The sequence below is a fragment of the Nostoc sp. UCD121 genome, from assembly GCF_014222285.1.
Lineage (GTDB): Bacteria > Cyanobacteriota > Cyanobacteriia > Cyanobacteriales > Nostocaceae > Nostoc.
In genome coordinates this window covers 85892-104853 of record NZ_JACKZS010000001.1, presented here as the reverse complement: position 1 = coordinate 104853, position 18962 = coordinate 85892, and the positions used below count along the sequence as shown (strand labels likewise).

At 40.2% G+C, this 18962-nt stretch carries 11 protein-coding genes and 1 other RNA gene; 9 read left to right on the top strand and 3 right to left on the bottom strand.

From position 1 onward, the window contains the following. The first annotated feature begins 26 nt into the window (after positions 1-26). The 5 genes from GNF10_RS00460 to queF all read left to right on the top strand — a co-directional run bounded on the left by GNF10_RS00460 (position 27) and on the right by queF (position 1883). Positions 27-293, top strand: a complete 267-nt coding sequence (locus GNF10_RS00460; RefSeq protein ID WP_012412163.1) for a YciI family protein — start codon at positions 27-29, stop codon at positions 291-293. Between the two features lie 37 nt (positions 294-330). Next, an RNA gene (gene ffs, locus GNF10_RS00455) (signal recognition particle sRNA small type) lies at positions 331-427 on the top strand. A gap of 25 nt (positions 428-452) precedes the next feature. Next, on the top strand, positions 453-836 hold the full coding sequence (locus tag GNF10_RS00450; RefSeq protein ID WP_114085360.1) for a phasin family protein: 384 nt from the start codon (positions 453-455) through the stop codon (positions 834-836). 160 nt (positions 837-996) lie between these two features. Continuing rightward, positions 997-1395: a hypothetical protein gene (locus tag GNF10_RS00445; protein WP_094330725.1), complete on the top strand. Its 399-nt coding sequence runs from the start codon at positions 997-999 to the stop codon at positions 1393-1395. 89 nt (positions 1396-1484) lie between these two features. Continuing rightward, positions 1485-1883 (top strand): preQ(1) synthase, encoded by a 399-nt coding sequence (queF, locus tag GNF10_RS00440; RefSeq protein WP_185586642.1) that lies wholly within the window; start codon positions 1485-1487, stop codon positions 1881-1883. A gap of 171 nt (positions 1884-2054) precedes the next feature. Here the strand turns inward: queF and pstS are convergent, their stop codons facing one another. The 3 genes from pstS to GNF10_RS00425 form a co-directional block, all read right to left on the bottom strand. Further along, the gene (pstS, locus tag GNF10_RS00435; RefSeq protein ID WP_185586641.1) at positions 2055-3149 is read right to left on the bottom strand and encodes a phosphate ABC transporter substrate-binding protein PstS; all 1095 of its coding nucleotides are present in this window, start codon (positions 3147-3149) and stop codon (positions 2055-2057) included. 118 nt (positions 3150-3267) lie between these two features. Further along, positions 3268-4665, bottom strand: coding sequence for a cytochrome c biogenesis protein (locus GNF10_RS00430; protein ID WP_185586640.1), 1398 nt, complete (start codon positions 4663-4665; stop codon positions 3268-3270). Between the two features lie 29 nt (positions 4666-4694). Then, complete coding sequence (locus GNF10_RS00425; protein WP_185586639.1) at positions 4695-5435, bottom strand: cytochrome c biogenesis protein CcdA; 741 nt, start codon at positions 5433-5435, stop codon at positions 4695-4697. 181 nt (positions 5436-5616) lie between these two features. On the opposite strand from GNF10_RS00425, the gene GNF10_RS00420 reads away from it, so the two are divergent. The 4 genes from GNF10_RS00420 (at position 5617) to GNF10_RS00405 (ending at position 18863) form a co-directional block, all read left to right on the top strand. After that, a complete protein-coding gene (locus tag GNF10_RS00420; RefSeq protein WP_185592178.1) occupies positions 5617-12702 on the top strand; it encodes an AAA family ATPase in 7086 nt (2361 codons plus the stop codon). 327 nt (positions 12703-13029) lie between these two features. Next, positions 13030-15615: an adenylate/guanylate cyclase domain-containing protein gene (locus GNF10_RS00415; RefSeq protein ID WP_185580410.1), complete on the top strand. Its 2586-nt coding sequence runs from the start codon at positions 13030-13032 to the stop codon at positions 15613-15615. Positions 15616-15885: 270 nt separating this feature from the next. Beyond that, positions 15886-16377, top strand: a complete 492-nt coding sequence (locus GNF10_RS00410; RefSeq protein ID WP_185580409.1) for a hypothetical protein — start codon at positions 15886-15888, stop codon at positions 16375-16377. 1382 nt (positions 16378-17759) lie between these two features. Further along, positions 17760-18863 carry a response regulator gene (locus GNF10_RS00405; protein ID WP_185607100.1) on the top strand — a complete coding sequence of 368 codons (1104 nt, stop codon included), beginning with the start codon at positions 17760-17762 and terminating at the stop codon, positions 18861-18863. Positions 18864-18962 lie beyond the last annotated feature (99 nt).

Genomic DNA, 18962 nt, shown 5'->3' with positions numbered 1-18962 from the left:
AAATTATTATGAGAGGTCGCAAGTAAATGCCGTGGTTTGTCAAAATTGAAGAAGGGAAAGTCGATAAACCTACCTTTGACCAATATGTACCTGCTCACAAAGCCTACATCCAAGACCTGATTGCTAAAGGACACAAAGCACGAACAGGCTATTGGGCAGAACAAAGAGGCGGAATGTTGCTGTTTGAGGCAGCCTCTAAGGAGGAAGCAGAAGCAATTGTCGCTGATGACCCGTTGGTAAAACACGGCTGCGTCAACTATCAACTTTACGAATGGCGAATTGTTATGGAATAACACACACTTACTTGTTTTTCATGTTATGCTTTTAGAAGACCTGGATCTATGCGATTGCAACACCCAAATCTTGTCAGAACCGGAAGGTAGCAGCAACACGGGAGGCTTGTAATAGGCGTAGTCTCCGGGTCGCCCTATTTTTAGGAGCGGTCAGCAACAATGGCTGGTTTTGGAGATATTGTTCAAAAAGCTTTTTACCTCGGTGTTGGATTAGCTTCTTACGCAGGTGAGAAAGCAGGGGGGAAATTAGCCCAAGTGCGATCGCAAGTCCAAAAACTGGCAGATGAAATGGTGGCAAAGGGCGAAATGAACACAGAAGAAGCCCGCCGCTTTGTTGAAGAAATGATGAAGCAAGCCCAACAAGCCCAACCATCTGCTGAAACCTCCGAGAAAACACCTCCTTCGGAACCTCGCCGGATTGAAATTTTAGAGGAAGATGAAGAACCAACGGTGAAAGAGGGATCAAGTGATGAGAATGTGGATAAATTGCGTCAAGAAGTGCTAGACCTGCAAAACGAGTTAAAACGATTGCAACGCGATTAATAAAAAGTATTTTTTAGTCGATATAACTGGTAATAAGTGGCACTTTGACATGGCACTTGATATAGAAACTTGATAAGATACATTGCCTAGTGTATATTCTAGTGCTTCCACCCAGATAACACAAAGCGTCCTGTTTATAGCCTGCAAAGGTGTCAAGTTTATGGAACAGTGGCAAAAGGATTTAGCAGAAATCGTTGAAACAGTGGCTGATGAAGTAGAGCGTTTCTTCCTGGGAATGAGTGAAATGGTTGACGCTTTTTTTGAGTTAACGGAAGAAATTACTGAGCAAGTCCCTAATATTGTTACTGAAGTCGATCAGTATTTACAGGATTTAGCTGAACCAATGTTGGAGGCTTACTGGGAACTGGAAGACATGGTAGCAGATGTAGATCCAGGTTTTCCTTATTCAGTTGAACCTACGGCCGAAAAAAATCCTGCCTGCATCGGTTGTACTCATTACCACGGTCAAGTTTATAGTGGTAATTTATTAGTTTGTGCCATGCATCCCCACGGTTGTGAAGATGAGAATTGTCCAGACTGGGAGAAGGAAGAGTATTGAGGGGGGAGTAGATACGCGAAAAATCTTTGTCTGTACAAAATTAATTAAAAGACGTAAAGATAAGTAAAATAACCAATGACAAATGACAAATGACAACTGACAAATTCCCTGAAATGAAGTATGGTGAACGCGATATTGCGGAAGGTAAATTAATTACCTTTCCAAACCCGCGTGTGGGGAGACGATATGACATTAATATTACTTTGCCGGAATTTACTTGTAAATGTCCGTTTTCCGGCTATCCTGACTTTGCGACAATTTACGTCACATATATACCTGATGAACGGGTAGTAGAATTGAAGGCGCTTAAACTTTACATTAACAGTTACCGCGATCGCTATATTTCCCACGAAGAATCCGCCAACCAAATTTTGGATGATTTTGTAGCTGCTTGTGAGCCGTTAGAAGCCACTGTGAAAGCAGATTTTACGCCTCGTGGGAATGTACATACTGTGATTGAAGTGCGTCATCACAAATACCCATCATAAAAACTTTGGGTATTGCTGAATGGGGATATGAATCTGAATGTAGAGACGTTGCAATGCAACAGCTCTACAAGGATTCTGAAATTACGCAAAATTATTTTTCATACCACAATCAGCAACGCAAATTTTGGTTTGTAGTGAACACGAACATTTTTACTCAGGTTGATTAAGCAGTTATTTTGCAATTCTGTTTGCAGCAGATTGTACTTGAAGCACAACTTTTTTAGATAAAGGAATATATCCGAGTTCCAAACTGGATTTTTGCCCCTCAATCAAAGCCCAATCAATAAATTTTTTTAGCGCTTCACCTTTGACTCGGTTTGGATATTGCTGATAAGTTAAGAACCAGCTGTAAGTAACGATGGGATAAGACCGGGAACCTGTAGGATCGTTGATAAAAGCAATCAAGTTATCGGCGGGTAACTTCACTGACTCTAAGGTTTGAGCTACAGATTCTGGTGTCGGCGTAATATAGTTACCAAATTTATTTTCCAAAGCAGCCACAGGAAGTTTATTTTGTTTGGCGTAGACGTATTCTACATAGCCAATAGCTCCTGGGATCTGTTGAACTAAGGCAGTAACACCTTCGTTACCCTTTCCACCAATTCCCACTGGCCATGCCACAGCTTTACCTGCTGCAACTTTGCTGTTCCATTCTGGACTTATAGCACTTAGATGTTGCGTCAATACACTTGTAGTTCCACTACCATCAGTGCGGTGTACAACCTGAATCGGTAGATTGGGCAAATTTACGCCTGGGTTAGCTACAGCTATTCTCGGATGATTCCAATTCGTAATTTTTCCGAGAAAGATATCTACATAAACTTGGCGTGATAGCTTTAAACCATTTGGCAGATTGACTGGAGGTGACTGGGGGGCGGGCGCGAGATTGTAAGCTAGCACTATGGAACCAGCAGTCATGGGTAAAGCAATCACTCCCCTTTTTATCTTAGCTGCTTGTTCATTTGTAATTCCCACATCACTAGCTGCAAAGTCTACAGTACCTTCAACCAGCTGTTGCACTCCAGCGCTGCTTCCTATAGCTTGATAGTTAATTTCCACATTGGGATTTTGCTGGTTGTAATCTGAAAGCCAGCGTTCATACAAAGGCGCAGGAAAACTTGCCCCAGCACCAACGAGAGAAACGTGCTTGATTTTTTTATTATCGGTAGTACAAGAAGCGATACTCAACAATATAGCGATTACAGGTAGTAGGCAAACCCGTCGTTTAGATTGAAGTTGAGCAGATATACAAAACTTTAGTTCCAATGCTTAATAATTTTCCAATCTGTAGCTGTGTAGGTGTAATTAATTGTAAAACGAGGAAAATACATTTGAAATACAAAGGTACGCAAAGTTTTCAGTTATGCTATGCGTACCTTTGCATTTAAACTTCAATAGCCGTCTCTTTTTCCTCAATTTTTGGCTCTGAACTAAGCCGATCTAAAATTTCTAAAACCTCTTGTTCAAAAGCAACTTGGGCGCGGTTAGTTTTGCCACCAACATATAAGAGATCGCCTTTTTGTAATGCCCATATTTGTGAATGAGAAAAGTAACTCATCACCACACCCAACATTAGTAAACCAAATCCTGAGTAAACAATTGGTATACCTGGATCGGCTTTAATTTGTAAGCCAGTGCTGCCAATAACATCCAGAATTTTCAACTTCACGCCATTGACTTCGGTTGACATCCCAGCGCGGACAGTATCAACTAATTTACCCTTGGGATCATAAATTAATACCATCCCTTGCAAGTCTTTGGCTAGTAAAGAAACACCCTCACTCAAATCAGGTTTAGTAGGAACCCACGTACCCCAAATACGCCCTTGTCCTTTAGTGTTCAATAGCGCCATTGGTAATTGAAAAATCGGGCTGTTGTTAAATTGGACGCGAACACCTGCAATTCCCCAATCAGTTTGGTAGAAGGTTATACCCCGATAGCGCAGAGGCTCGTTGACAAAAATCTTCTTATGGTCAACTTCCTCTCCCTGCTTATTTAAGACAGACATATCGGAATAAAATTGATCGATGCCGCCAGATGGAGTGTAGTCAATCCAAAAACGATTGACGCGCACAGACCAATCTTTCGAGACTTGGGCTGCTAATGGGCCAGCATCGACAATATTTGTGACTTGAAATGTATCGCCACTGGCAATCATTTCCTGTGCCATAAATCCAGTCATCGCCCCCCAAATTCCCCCTATTAGAATAGCTACGATGCCAATATGAACAATAATTGGGCCAATGCGTCCGACTATTCCCTTACGGGCATAGAGGATATTTTCTTTTTCTTGATCTGGAAAAATTTTATAGCGGCGTTTCTGTAATAGTTGGCTGAGAGAATTTAGAGAACCATTATCTAGTTCTGCACTTAAAGCTAGTTTTTGAAATTGCCGTGGTTCTTCGTAATATTTCCAGCGCTGGGCAGCTTTTAAAGCTGGTAACTGACGGGTAAAAGAACAAGCAGTTAAGCTAGTGCCAAATAAAATCAATAATGCCAGAAACCACCAGGTACGATATACATGGTCTAACCCAACTACCTGAATTACCTTCCAAGTTAAGAAACCAAATAAAGCTGGATGTTCTGGGTAGTTACTCTGATAAAATGCGGGTGACTGACCTTGCTCAATTACAGTACCGGTGGAACTAAAGATTGCAATCAATAGTAGTAGTGCGATCGCTAGTCGTAAGTTAGTCAGTACGGGCAAAAGCTCTTGCCGTAAGAACTTGCCAGGTATTGCCCACCATTTTAATTCTTTGGACGCTGAATCTTCTAAAGTCATTACGTGTAAAATCTAACAAAGTATTGATATTAAAAACTGCCAAGGGGAATCCGAGAAATTAAGGAAAACACACCGAATCCTACCAATAGCGCCCCGCTAACTGGGTTAATCCAACCAGACCAGCGACGCAATTCTAGTAATTTTTTAATTGAAGCTGTAAAAGTACCCGCCAAAATCAATGGTGCTACATAACCAGCTGTGTAAGAAAGTAGCAAAACAGCGCCTAAAATTAAATCTTGAGTATTGGCAATCCAACCCAGTAAACTGGCTAAAACAGGCGTGCTACAAGGAGATGCAACTAAGCCAAAAGTCAGCCCCAGTAAATAAGAACGCAATCCTATAGGTAAATCTTGCGAAATCCAATTCGTTTCGCCCAAAGATGGAAATTGTAGAGGTAGGGCTTCTAGTAAGTTCAGCCCCATGAGAATGGCGATAATGCTGACGATAATCGGCAAACCAATTCCCACTTGTCCATAGACTTTTCCTACCAAAGCTGCTATTATACCCATCCCTGCTAATGTAGTTGCTAATCCTAAAGCAAACCAAGTTGATTGGGCAGCTGCTTGCAAGCGGTTTTTGGCTTCATAACCGCCGATGTAACCAATGGTAATTGGCAGCATAGAAAGCATACAGGGTGTAAGACTGGTGAGCAAGCCAGCCGCAAAGATGATACCAACACTGACCACGCTAAGGTGTGCCAGTTGGTTAGAAACGAGGCTGTTGGCAAATTGTTCTAATTGGTAAATTTGGGTTTGCAGGTTATCAAACATGGGGAGTTTCTGGGCGGGAAATGCTTACTCTGCTTGAATTGTAGCTTATTTTTGTCTATAGAGTCAGCAGAAGTGATTGTCTGAACCTGATATCATCTAAATTTCATCTGCCCAAAGAAATGTATCTAAAATACAATTAAGCTCGAATTATCTCGGAAGAAGCACGGCTGGAGCATTTAGCATGATGATTGCATTACCCGGATTTAAAATTGTCACTTTGTTAAAAGCAGGGGTAAAAGCAGTCATATACCGTGGAATCAAGGTTAAAGACCAGTGTCCGGTAATTATCAAAGGGCTACGGAAAGAACAGTGTACACCCAATAATATTGAACAACTCAAACATGAGTATGCGATCGCTCAAAGGTTAAATATCGCCGCTGCAGTCAAGGTATACGCCTTAGAGATACACCAGGGAATCCCTTATTTGATTATGGAGGATTTTGAGGCGCGATCGCTCGATCAGTTACTAGACCAATTTCAAGAACCTGTTTCGTTCTTAAAAATTGCGATTGAAATCACCAGCAAACTCGCACAAATTCACACTCATAACATTGTCCACAAGGATATTAAGCCACAAAATATCTTAGTTAACCTCGAAACCAGTCAGGTTAAAATTGCCGATTTTGGAATTGCTACTTTTATTCCATATCAGCAGCAAATAGTTAGCAGTTCCAGTCGCATTGAAGGCAGTTTACCTTATTTGTCACCTGAACAAACCGGGCGGATGAATCGAGGAATTGACCATCGTAGCGATTTGTATTCACTGGGAGTCACCTTTTATGAGATGCTCACAGGTCAGCTACCATTTCAAGGCAAAGACCCATTAGAGTGGGTGCATTGTCATATTGCCAAATCTCCCCCATCTCCAAAAAAGCTCAATTCTGATATTCCCCTTATGCTCTGTGACATCATTATCAAATTGTTGTCAAAGGTTGCAGAACAGAGATATCAAAGCGCTTTAGGTTTGCAATTTGATCTGGAACAATGCTTAAAACAATTGGAGACGACCGGAGAAATTCAATCCTTTTCTTTGGGTGAGCAAGATATCTCAGAACGCTTTCAAATTCCCCAGAAATTGTATGGGAGAGAACAAGAAATTGCCAAGCTTCTACAAGTATTTGAGCGAGTTGTTAGCCAAGGAAAACCAGAAATTGTCCTCGTCTCTGGCTATGCTGGAATTGGTAAATCTTCTTTAGTTAAGGAGATTCATAAGCCGATTGTACGAGAACGTGGAGTTTTTATTTCTGGTAAATTCGATCAGTATAAACGAGATATTCCTTATTCCACTATTATTCAAGCTTTTCAAACACTTGTTAGACAAATTTTAACGGAGCCTGAAGATCAACTTGCCAATTGGAAAAAGCGAATACAAGCAGCATTAGGGAACAATGGTAGATTAATCGCCGATGTAATTCCAGAAGTTGAATTAATCGTTGGCGAACAGCCACCTATACCAGAGTTGGGGCCTGCTGAATCTCAAAATCGATTTAATTTAGTGTTTCAGAATTTTATCAGCGTATTTTCGCAAAAGGAGCATCCCCTCACTGTTTTTTTAGATGATATGCAGTGGGCAGACAGTGCTACTTTAAATTTAATTCAAACCGTCATTACTGGGTCTAGTATCCATTATCTCTGCTTTATTTTAGCCTATCGAGATAATGAAGTAGATGTTGTGCATCCCTTTAGTTTAATGATTGAGAAGATTTGCCAGCAGGGAGTAAGAAAAACTGAAATTATTCTTACTCCCTTAAATCTTGTTTATGTAAATCAATTGATTGCTGATACATTGTATAGTTCAGCAGAACGAGTAGAACCTCTTGCTCAATTGATTATCCAAAAAACTGATGGTAATCCTTTCTTTGTCAATGAATTTCTGAAAACACTGCATCAAGAAAATCTGCTAAATTTCGACCCCCAATATCGGATTTGGCAATGGGATCTAGCTCAGATTGAAGCCCTAGGTATTACAGATAATATTGTCAGCTTGATGATTGGGCGGATGCAAAAGCTACCAGCCGCAACTCAAGAAGTGCTTAAATTAGCCTCCTGTATTGGTAATCGCTTTGATCTAGAAGTTTTAGCGATCGTTGGTGAACAATCTATTCAAGAAACAGCAAATGCCCTTGTTGAAGCAATTTTAAGAGGATTAATTATCCCCATAGAGTCAGATGAAACTACTGGTAGAAACTATCGTTTTTATCATGACCGAGTTCAACAAGCTGCATACTCCTTAATTGCTGATGAATCAAAGTCGGTAGTTCATCTGACGATTGGGCGACTTTTGCTGAAAAATTCTAGTCATGAACAAGTAAACGAGCAAATTTTTGATTTAGTCAATCAACTAAATCTCGCGGTTAATCTAATTATTGACCAGACAGAAAAAGATGAATTGGTAAGATTGAATTTAATCGCTGCGAAGAAAGCAAAAGCATCTACAGCTTACACTCCTGCTAAAAGACTATTTAGCGTTGCTATGAATCTTTTAGCTGAAAATGCCTGGATAGAACAATATGAACAAACATTTACTTTATTTAGAGAACTAGCTGAGTGTGAATTTTTAACCGGAAATTTAGAACAAGCAGAACAATTATTTGAGTTACTATTGCTCAAAGCAGAATCTCATGTAGAAAAATCTAATATTTACATGCTGCAAATCAGACTCTATCAAGTTGCGGGTAGATATGAAGAGGCGCTGACATTGGGATTAGAAGCTTTAAAACTTTTTGGGGTGAAATTCCCTGATTCAAACGAGGAAGTGCAAGCTGCGATCGCAATTGAAAGAAACCAGATATCAACTAATCTAGATAACAGACAAGTCTCTGATTTAATTAATGCTTTAGTAATCGAAGACCCCAATATTAAAACAGTAATTAGTCTGTTGACGACTTTGGGCCCACCTACTTATCTTGGTAGACCTCATCTCTTTCCTTTAGTCGTACTGAAAGCAGTTAACTACTCACTCAAGTTTGGGAATACGGAAGATTCCTGTTTCGCTTACAGTATGTATGCCATGTTATTGGTTTCTATCTTCCATGATATTCCTACAGGCTACGCATTTTCTGAAATGACAATTCAATTGAATGAAAAGTTTCACGACTTGAAACTTAGAGGAGTTGTTCTACACATTCATGGAAGTCATATTAACGTTTGGCGTAATCATATTGCTACCGATATTCCCTTTTTAGAACGGGGATTTATTGGCTGTGTGGAAGCAGGCGATGTGACAATGGCAAACTACAACGGTTATCAAGGCTCGTGGCAAATTATCCAATTAGGCTCTCCGCTTTCAGATACATATAAATCTTTAGATAAATACATTGTATTCGCCCGCCAGTCTAAACATGAGGCTGTCTATCAGACAATCAGACTACAGCAGATGTTGCTGATGAATCTGCGCGGACTGACTCACCACACTTTGACTCTAAGTAATGATGAATTTGATGAATCCTACGCTTTATCTATTATTACCGATGCAGGTTTTGTTAGTGGAATTATTTTTTATCACATTATCAAATTAATTATCTTTTTTACATATAGACAGTATGCAGAAGCACTAAATTATGTATTAAAATTATCCCAACTTCCCGTTATAACACTGGCATTACCCATTGAAACAGATTATATTTTATATTACTCACTGACTTTAACGGCTCTTTATCCAACAGTATCTTTTATAGAGCAAGAACAGTTTTTGCTAACTCTAGAATCCCATCAGCAACAATTGCAATACTGGGCTTACCACTGCCCTGAAAACTTCTTACACAAGTCTCAATTAGTAGCTGCTGAAATAGCTAGAATTCAAGGTAGAGACTTAGAAGCAATGCGCTTGTATGATCAATCAATTGCTTCAGCTCGTGAGCAGGCATTTGTGCAATATGAAGCTTTGGCTAATGAGCTAGGCGCTAAGTTTTACTTGGAGCGAGAGTTTGATTTAATTGCCAAAACCTACTTGCAAGAAGCGAAAAATTCATATCTGCGCTGGGAGGCATCTGCTAAAGTTAAGCACTTAGAAGAATTCTATCCTCAGTTATTGCCACAACCACAGCTTACTTCTAACGGAACATTTATTACCACAGGCGAGAATTTAGACTTTTTATCAGTAGTTAAAGCCTCTCAAAGCATATCTAGTGAAATTATTTTTTCGCGGTTGTTGAAGACATTAATGCAAATTGTCATCGAGCAAGCAGGAGCAGAAATCGGTTATTTATTGCTTGAAAATGAGCAAAAATTGGTCATAGAAGTAGAAGCTAAGGTTAATTTTCAGGCTGAAAAACTCAATGTTTCTCGACCCGTATTTGATGGCGAAATTTCACAAGTTATTCCACAATCAATGCTCAATTATGTTCAGCGAACTCAAGAAACAGTGATTTTGCAGAATGCTACTGAGCAAAATATGTTTTCTGGAGATGAGTATGTAATCCAAAAACAACCCAAATCAGTACTTTGTTTACCGATCGCGCGTCAGTCAAAATTACTTGGTATTTTATATTTAGAAAATAATCTTATCCCCAGCGCCTTTACACAGGAAAAGCTTTCCGTACTAGATATTTTGACAGTTCAAATTGCTATTTCTCTAGAAAATGCTCGTCTTTATCAAGGTCTAGAAAAAAGCCAAGAACAGCTTAACCTGGCATTGAAATCTGGCAAAATTGGTGTTTGGTGTTGGGATATCGTCAATGATTTGTTTGACTGGGATGAGCAAATTTATCAATTATTTGGGTTAACACCTAAAACTTTTGTTGCAACTTCTGAAGCAATTTTAGCTCGTCTGCATCCAGATGATAGCCCATTGCTGGCTCAATCGTTGAGTCGAGCAATTAATGAGGGCGTAGAGCATAATTTAGAATATCGAATTATTTGGGATGACGGCAGTATCCGCTACCTAGCCTGCCGGGGAAAAGCCTTTTTCAACGAAGCAGGTAAAGCCATACACATGAGTGGTGTTGTGCTTGATATCACAGATAGCAAACAAGCTGAAGCCGAACGTATCCAACTAATTCAAGAGCAAACCGCCCGTTTAGAAGCAGAAGCAGATCAGCAACGAGCAGCATTTTTGGCTCAAGTCAGTGCAACCCTCGCTTCTTCCCTCGATTACGAAAGCACGCTAGCAAGTGTGGCAAACTTAGTTGTGCCTTACTTCGCCGATTGGTGCAGTGTTGATCTGCTGCAAGAGAACCAATCAATCAATCGGGTAGCAGTTGCTCACCGAGATCCAGAGAAAGTTAAACTCGGTTGGGAACTTCATCAGCGTTATCCGAGAAAGTTGGATGAACCGGGAGGCGTGCCAAAAGTACTGCGTACAGGAATTGCTGAAATGGTAACTGAAATCTCAGATGCACTATTAGCAAAAGGCATCCAAGATGCAGAACATCTAAGAATTATACGTGAAATTGGTTTAAAGTCCTGTATAATATTGCCCTTGATGGCACGTGAAAGAATTTTTGGTGCAATTTCCTTTTTTACAGCAGAATCAGAACGTCGTTACAGCACATCTGACTTGTCACTAGCTGAAGATATTGCCCATCGAGCAGCGATCGCCATTGATAATGCCCGCCTTTACCAAGAAGCACAGCAAGCACAAAAAACCGCAGAGCAAGCCCTAGAGCGCATTGCCCGTCTCCAATCCATCACGGCTGCCCTTTCAGAATCGCTGACACCAGCCCAAGTATCTGAAGTCATTGTAGAGCAAAGCATGGCTGCCTTAAAAGCCAGTTCAGCCCTCGTCGCCTTGCTGAATGAAAACAAGACTGAACTAGAAATTGTGCGGGCGGTTGGCTATAAGCAAGATTTGGTAGACGCTTGGCGGTATTTTCCTATTGATTCACCTTCGCCTTTAGCCGAAGCTGTGCGGACTGGACAACCTGCTTGGGCTGAATCAAGACAAAATAGAATAGCTCGTTACCCTCATCTAGCTGAAGCTTATGACCAATATGACATTGATGCCTGGATTTCTATTCCATTAATGGTAGAGGGTTCGGCAGTTGGAGGTATCACTTTAGGATTTATTCAACTTCAAGAACTTAGTGGAGAAGATCAAGCCTTTCTCTTGGCTGTTGCTCAACAATGCGCCCAAGCGATCGCTCGCGCCCACCTTTACGAAGCCGAACGAACGGCGCGAAACGCCGCAGAATCAGCAAACCGCATCAAAGATGAATTTTTAGCTGTGCTATCCCATGAATTAAGAACCCCGCTTAACCCGATTCTGGGTTGGACAAAGCTGATGCGGAGTCGCAAACTTGACCAAGCAACAAGCGATCGCGCCCTCGAAACTATTGAGCGCAATGCCAAATTACAAACCCAATTAATTGAAGATTTGCTTGATGTTTCCCGCATCCTTCAGGGTAAACTTAACCTCAACTTCGGCCCGATTAATTTGATATCAGTCATTGAAGCTGCGATCGAAACAGTGCGTTTATCAGCACAGGCTAAATCCATTGAGATTCAGACAATTTTTGAATCTGGTGCCGGTACAGTTCTAGGTGATGGCAATCGATTACAACAAGTCATTTGGAATATTCTTTCCAATGCCATTAAGTTTACTCCTAGTGGAGGACAGGTAAAAATTAAATTAGGGCAGGTTGGCTCACAGGTACAAATCTGCGTAACTGACACAGGGAAAGGGATTGCACCTGAGTTCTTACCATTCGTCTTTGATTATTTCCGTCAAGCAGATGGGGCCACAACCCGGAAATTTGGCGGTTTAGGTTTAGGATTAGCGATCGTCCGGCATCTTGTTGAACTTCATGGGGGAACTGTGCAAGTAGAAAGCCTGGGCGAAGAAAAAGGAGCAACTTTCACTGTTAGACTTCCATGTTTACAGGATGAAAGTAAAGGAATCAAAGATAAAATAAATACCTCCTCACTGCTGCCAGATCAGTCCTTACCTTTATCTGACTTAAAGATTCTTGTGGTCGATGATGATGCAGATATGCGAGAATTCTTACCTTTCATGCTGGAGCAATATGGGGCAACGGTGACAGCTGTAGCCTCAGGCATTGCAGCTTTAACTGCACTGAGTCAATCCCAGCCAAATTTGATTATTAGCGATATTGGGATGCCAGAAATGGATGGTTATATGCTGATGCGACAGATCAGGAGTCTAAAACCAGAGAAAGGTGGGACAATTCCCGCGATCGCTTTAACTGCCTATGCTGGAGAGATGGATTATCAGCAAGCGATCACTGCTGGATTTCAACAACATATTTCCAAACCTGTAGATCCAGAAGAATTGGTAAAGGCGATCGGATCATTAATTAAAAGTTTGTAGTCATCGGTACTAGCCCTACTTTGTTTGCGTAGCATCTCGGAGAGAAGACTGGATCTGCTCACTAAGAGATACGGATAGCATTGTTTTATCGGTTAAATCAGAGGGGTCTGACCCTCTATTTATCATCTCTATCCGTCAGTGGGAAAGGGTTTTGGTCAGATATGGCTGTTAGTAATCAATTTCCACCCTTATTCACAGGATGACGCTAGCTAAACAAGCGATTAAACTATGGATAATATCAAGGCATTGTTGTTTTTAGCACAACTTACATAAATTTCATCGCATTCTTAAATCTAAAATCTCATCCTGCTATATAAAATACCAGTTATGTCAGTGTATCAAGGAAGTTATGGGGAAACCACCGATTTGATTATTGGTGTTCACAACCAAGAAAACCTCGAATTACAAACAAATTCTGCTCCTGTGGGCGCTCTTGCCACAAGGAAAGGAAATTTTTCTACGTTTCTTGCTCCCCTGACTCAGGATACTTTTAAGCAGGTCGTTCAGGATGTCGAGCAAAAATTACAGATTGTCCATCAAACCCTATCAATGCTGGATTCTCAGGGGTTTGAAACTCTTCTGCAAGAAATGTTGCATTCGATTACCCTGAAAACCGGGGAATTACTGGGAGCAGACCGGACAACGATATTTTTATTGGATGAAGAAAAACAAGAACTCTGGTCGATTTTAGCTGAGGGGGAAGGCGATCGCTCTTTAGAAATTCGTATCCCCGCCAATAAAGGCATTGCTGGGGAAGTCGCTACTTTCAAACAAGTTATCAATATTCCCTTTGATTTTTATAACGATCCGCGATCGCATTTTGCCCAAGAACAAGAAAAAAGAACTGGCTACCGCACCTACACCATGTTGGCTTTGCCACTGTTAAATGAACATGGGCAGTTAGTTGCAGTAGTACAATTACTGAATAAATTAAAATCTGGCAATAATCACGCCGCTCCCCTTGCCGAGCGCGTTGATACCAAAGGTTTTCTCTCTTGTGACGAACAATTATTTCAAGAATTTGCCCCTTCAATTCGCCTAATTTTAGAATCCTCCCGCTCTTTTTATGTCGCTACCCAAAAACAAAGAGCAGTGGCGGCTCTAATGAAGGCGATCAAGTCCCTCTCTCAAAGCAGTCTCGACTTAGAAGACACCCTGAAGCGGGTGATGGACGAAGCCAAGGAACTGATGAATGCCGATCGCAGTACACTATGGTTAATAGACCATGATCGCCATCAATTATGGACGAAAATTACCCAAGATGATGGTTCAACTAAAGAGTTGCGAGTCCCTGTAGGCAAAGGCTTTGCGGGTATAGTAGCGGTTTCTGGCAAGAAACTGAATATTGCCTTTGATTTGTACCACCATCCTGACTCTGATACAGCCAAACAACTCGATCAGCAAAATGGCTATCGCACTTGTAGCTTACTTTGTATGCCAGTATTTAACGCCGATCAACAACTGATTGGTGTTACCCAGCTCGTAAATAAGAAGAAAACTGGTGATTTTCCCGCTTATAATCCAGCTGATTGGCCCAAAGCTCCCGACTGCTTCCAAGCTAGCTTTGACCGCAACGATGAAGAATTTATGGAAGCTTTTAATATTCAAGCCGGAGTAGCGCTGCAAAATGCCCAGTTGTTTGCCACAGTCAAGCAACAAGAACAAATGCAACGAGATATTCTGCGTAGTCTTTCCAATGGAGTGGTTTCCACTGATAAAACTGGCTTAATTATCGCCGCTAATGAAAGCGCCCAACGTTTGCTAGGGCTGGGAGTAGATGAACGTTTAGAAGGTAAATTAGTTAATGATGTCATTGGTATCAAAGAAGGTGACTTTAGCAAGTGGTACCAAGATGCTTTACATGCGGTTGACTTAAAAGGTCGTCAGCAATATTACCCCGATCGCACACTCATAACAACTGGTACACAACAGCACAGTATTAATTTATCCATTAACACAATTGCCGATGCCAGCGACAACGAGCAAGTCCGGGGGGCGTTAGTGGTGATGGAAGACATCAGTGATGAAAAGCGGCTCAAGAGTACGATGTACCGCTACATGACCCAGGAATTAGCGGAAGAACTGCTGAAATTAGATGATGCTAAACTTGGAGGCGATCGCAAAGAAGTTTCGATTTTATTTTCCGATATTCGCGGCTACACCACTTTGACAGAAAACTTGGAAGCAGAAGAAGTGGTAAGTATGCTCAATGAATATTTTGAATCAATGGTGGAGGCAGTCTTTAAACATAAAGGCACGCTTGACAAATACATCGGCGATGCAATCATGGCTGTGTTTGGTTCTCCTCTGGCATTAGAAGAACACGCTTGGATGGCAGTGCAAACATCTTTAGAAATGCGCGTTCGCCTGCACGAATTTAATCAACGTCGCTATGTAGATGATAAGCCCAGAATTAAAATCGGCATTGGTATCAACTCAGATACCGTAATTAGTGGGAATATTGGCTCTAGTAAACGGATGGAATTTACCGCCATTGGTGATGGCGTTAATCTTGGCTCTCGATTAGAAAGTGTCAGCAAACAATATGGTTGCGACATTATTATTAGCCATAACACTTTTAAACCCTGCCAAGATAATATTTGGGCTAGGGAACTAGATTACATTCGTGTCAAAGGCAGAAATGAGCCAGTAGCTATATATGAATTACTGGGTTTACGTTCCAACCCGATTGAAAGCGAAAAATTGCAAGTGATTGAGCATTATCACAAAGGACGCGAGTATTATCTCAAACGCGATTTTAACCGTGCTAGGGCTGAATTTGCCCTAGTCTTAGCAGCAGACAACCAAGACAAAGCTGCTATGTTGCATCTTCTACGTTGTCAGCATTGGTTACAATCACCTCCAACAGAGTCAGATTGGGATGAAGGTGTCTGGACATTTCAAGAGAAATAAGTGACATTGCTAAATCGAACCACTAATTATCATCTTTCTCATTTCCAGCCAGAGGCTGGAAACTCAAGAAAAATTGAGTATTTATTAAGAAGCAAAATCTACTTAAATTATTTTTTAAAATATCTTAATATTTCTCAATTAAGTTTAAAAAATCTTGGGGTTGGATTAAGAATCAATTAAGATAAGTCACTTTGTAAAGGTTAGTTGATATTTCTTGTCAAACTGCTGGTGAAGTTAGAAACTAAGAAATACAACACACGCAATTATTTTATGACTGCTATTTCTAGCCTTGAATTCAAACGACCAATTTGGCAAACCGCTATAATATTGACTTTGGGCTTTTGGCTCAGTGCTAGTTTAGTTTTAGACTGGGTAATTATGCCTAGCCTTTATCTTTCTGGCATGATGAGTCAAGCTGGTTTTACAACAGCGGGCTATACGATTTTTTGGAACTTCAATCGGATGGAATTATTATCTGCTGCTGTAGTATTGACAGGGGCATTAGCTTTGGGTAAAACCCAATATCACTGGCGCATTGGCAGTATTATTTTATCTGGGCTGCTGCTAACTATAGCTGTGCTTGACACCTATTTCTTGACTCCACAAATGTGCGCCATAGGAGTTCAGCTAAACCTATTTGAAGCAGCATCTGCTATTCCATCGACAATGAATTTACTACACGGTAGTTATTGGGTACTGGAAGTAGTTAAGTTGGTGGCTGGTGGCACGCTTTTAAGCTGGTGCTGGCGGGAGCAAGTTTAAGTAGATGGAGAATTATAACGGTGAGAATATCTACTTATAAATCTCACACTAAAGACGCAAAGAAATTCTTTGCGTCTTTTTGCTACATATACTTTATGGGTTAATGAATGCAATATTTAAGACGGGCTACGCCTACGCAAGCAATTTTGTATTTATATTTGTGACTTTTAAAGCTTGAGATTCTTCAGTTAAATTGCTATTATAAAATGATTCATTTATCTATTAAGTGTAATTAAATAAGCAGGCAAAAGTATCTTTTACTGTACATTTTCAACCTTCCCGGATATTAGATCAAAAAAATACTGAAAGATAATATTAATTAGTTTTCATGGTTACTTTAGTGATTGATCATAAAGTTTAGATATTTCTTCTAACTTTTTTTGAAAATTATAGTAATCTAAATTTTAGTGAGTACGTTACTTGTTATCTACCATCTAGCTAGGAAATAGCTATTTTGCAGGTATGTACTACTAATCAAGAATTTCGCTGTAAGTTCTTGAATTTGTCACTTCAAATTGTGCCGGGTGAATATTTCGCCCCAAACAACATTAGAACCCGTTTCCAGTACTTATGAAGAGATTCCCTTCTGCTGGTTTGGTCGCCTGTGCATCTCACCACACACCATTAGGGCGACAATTGCCAGCTAACTCATCCTTGGTCGGAGGTTTCCCATTCTTGTTGTGCAATTGATAGTTTTGCCCAGTCCCAACACTAAGAGTTGCTCTACAAGCTCAAGACCTAAGTAAGATATTGGGCTTTTTGAATGCTTAGTTTTTAATAATACTTTTTCTCTTGATGAAGTTTCCCTCAAGAATAAACTTCTAGCAAAAGTACCTGAAAACTTTAGTTATGGCAACCAAAACATTGCTATTAAATCCATAAAAGGCTTGCTAGAGGAGCTTTTTCGTCTACAGCACTGGAGATTTTGATTGCTTGAGACTTAAGTATGAGGAGCAAAAAAAACTTTTCTAAGAGAACTAAAGTATCTGCAATTTTAGGTTACTAAATACGGATAACAATGATACTTTTGTGACTGATGGGCGAGAGCCAATAGTCTATCTGTTGCACTTGAGTTACTGTTAGATTGGCTAGATTAGCAAAAGATACAGAAAACCAATCTAGTTTTTGAAATACTATATCCTGGCAACCAGTCGGGCCATTTTGCTATTGGGCAATAATATGGATTGGTTTAGTTGTAATTCGTGCTTTCTAGCTTAACAGAGATTGGTTAATTAAGAGTTGGGGGGTGTGGAATCTCTGTACTAACTCAAATGTGACCGCTATATTTATCTGATAGTGCTTCCAACCAAGTCGCAGTGAATTCCGAAAAGGTAATTCACTAATTTCGCCTGCAATGTTAATTTTATTCCAGAGCTATCCCAATGAAGACACTTCCGATTAATAGATACAGATTTTTTCAAAAGCTCCAGCCTTTATCTTTGTTGAAAAAAATCACTGGTAAGTCTGTTACTGGTTGTTTGCAGGTGTTTAGCGCATCAGGCTCTTGGTCAATATATGTAGATGAAGGTAAACTAATTTATGCCTGCTACTCAGAGAAAATGTTTGAGCCACTTTACAGAAATTTGCAACGCTTGAGTCAGCAAATTTCTACTCTCCCTCGTGAAATTCACGAGCAGTTACGGGCGATATTTGAAACTGGAATTGAAAATCAGGCAATACCAAACCCAGATTATTTGGCTATTTGTTGGTTAGTTAATCAGAAATATATCAGTCCCTTTCAAGCGGCGATACTGATAGAGCAATTGGCGCTAGAAGTTCTGGAGTCATTTCTGAACTTAGAAGAGGGGAGTTATGAATTTATTCCTGAAAGCTTTCTAGATGACATGCCAAAGTTTTGTCATCTGAATCTCCGCTTACTGGTTGAACGATGTCAAACGCCCCAAAGCGTTGGCGTAGCCTCTCCTAGAGAAGCAGCCAATCGTCAAACTTCGCCAACTTCTCAATCACACCCCTCAGAATTGTTCAAAATCAATGAGCTAAAATCTAAGAACAAAAGTAGACCAAACTCTTTTAGAACAAACGGCTATAGACCACCAGTTTACTCTATTAATACTAATGAACATAGGGGTCAGCGAATTACCGAACCTCCGGTTGACAAAAAAATTTACACCATCTTTTGTATTGATGACAGCCCTACGGTATTGAATACTATTCAAAGTTATTTAGATGAGCAAACCTTTTGTGTTGTGGGAGTCACTGATTCTTTAAAAGCTTTAATGCAGATTGTTCACACAAAACCCGACATCATTTTGTTGGATATTTCGATGCCTAATGTAGACGGATATGAACTCTGCTCTTTGCTGCGTAAACACTCACATTTTAAAAATACACCTGTGATTATGGTGTCAGAAAAAGTAGGATTTATAGATAGAGCTAAAGCTAAGATGGTCAAAGCATCAGGCTATTTAACTAAACCTTTTACACAAGGAGATTTACTAAAAGTAATCTTTAAACATATTATTTAATTTTTTAATATAATAAATAACTGCACTTAATCAATATATTTTTTTGAGATTTAAGGTTAAGTATTATTTGGATGGCTAGTGTTCAAGTTGTAGAAGATT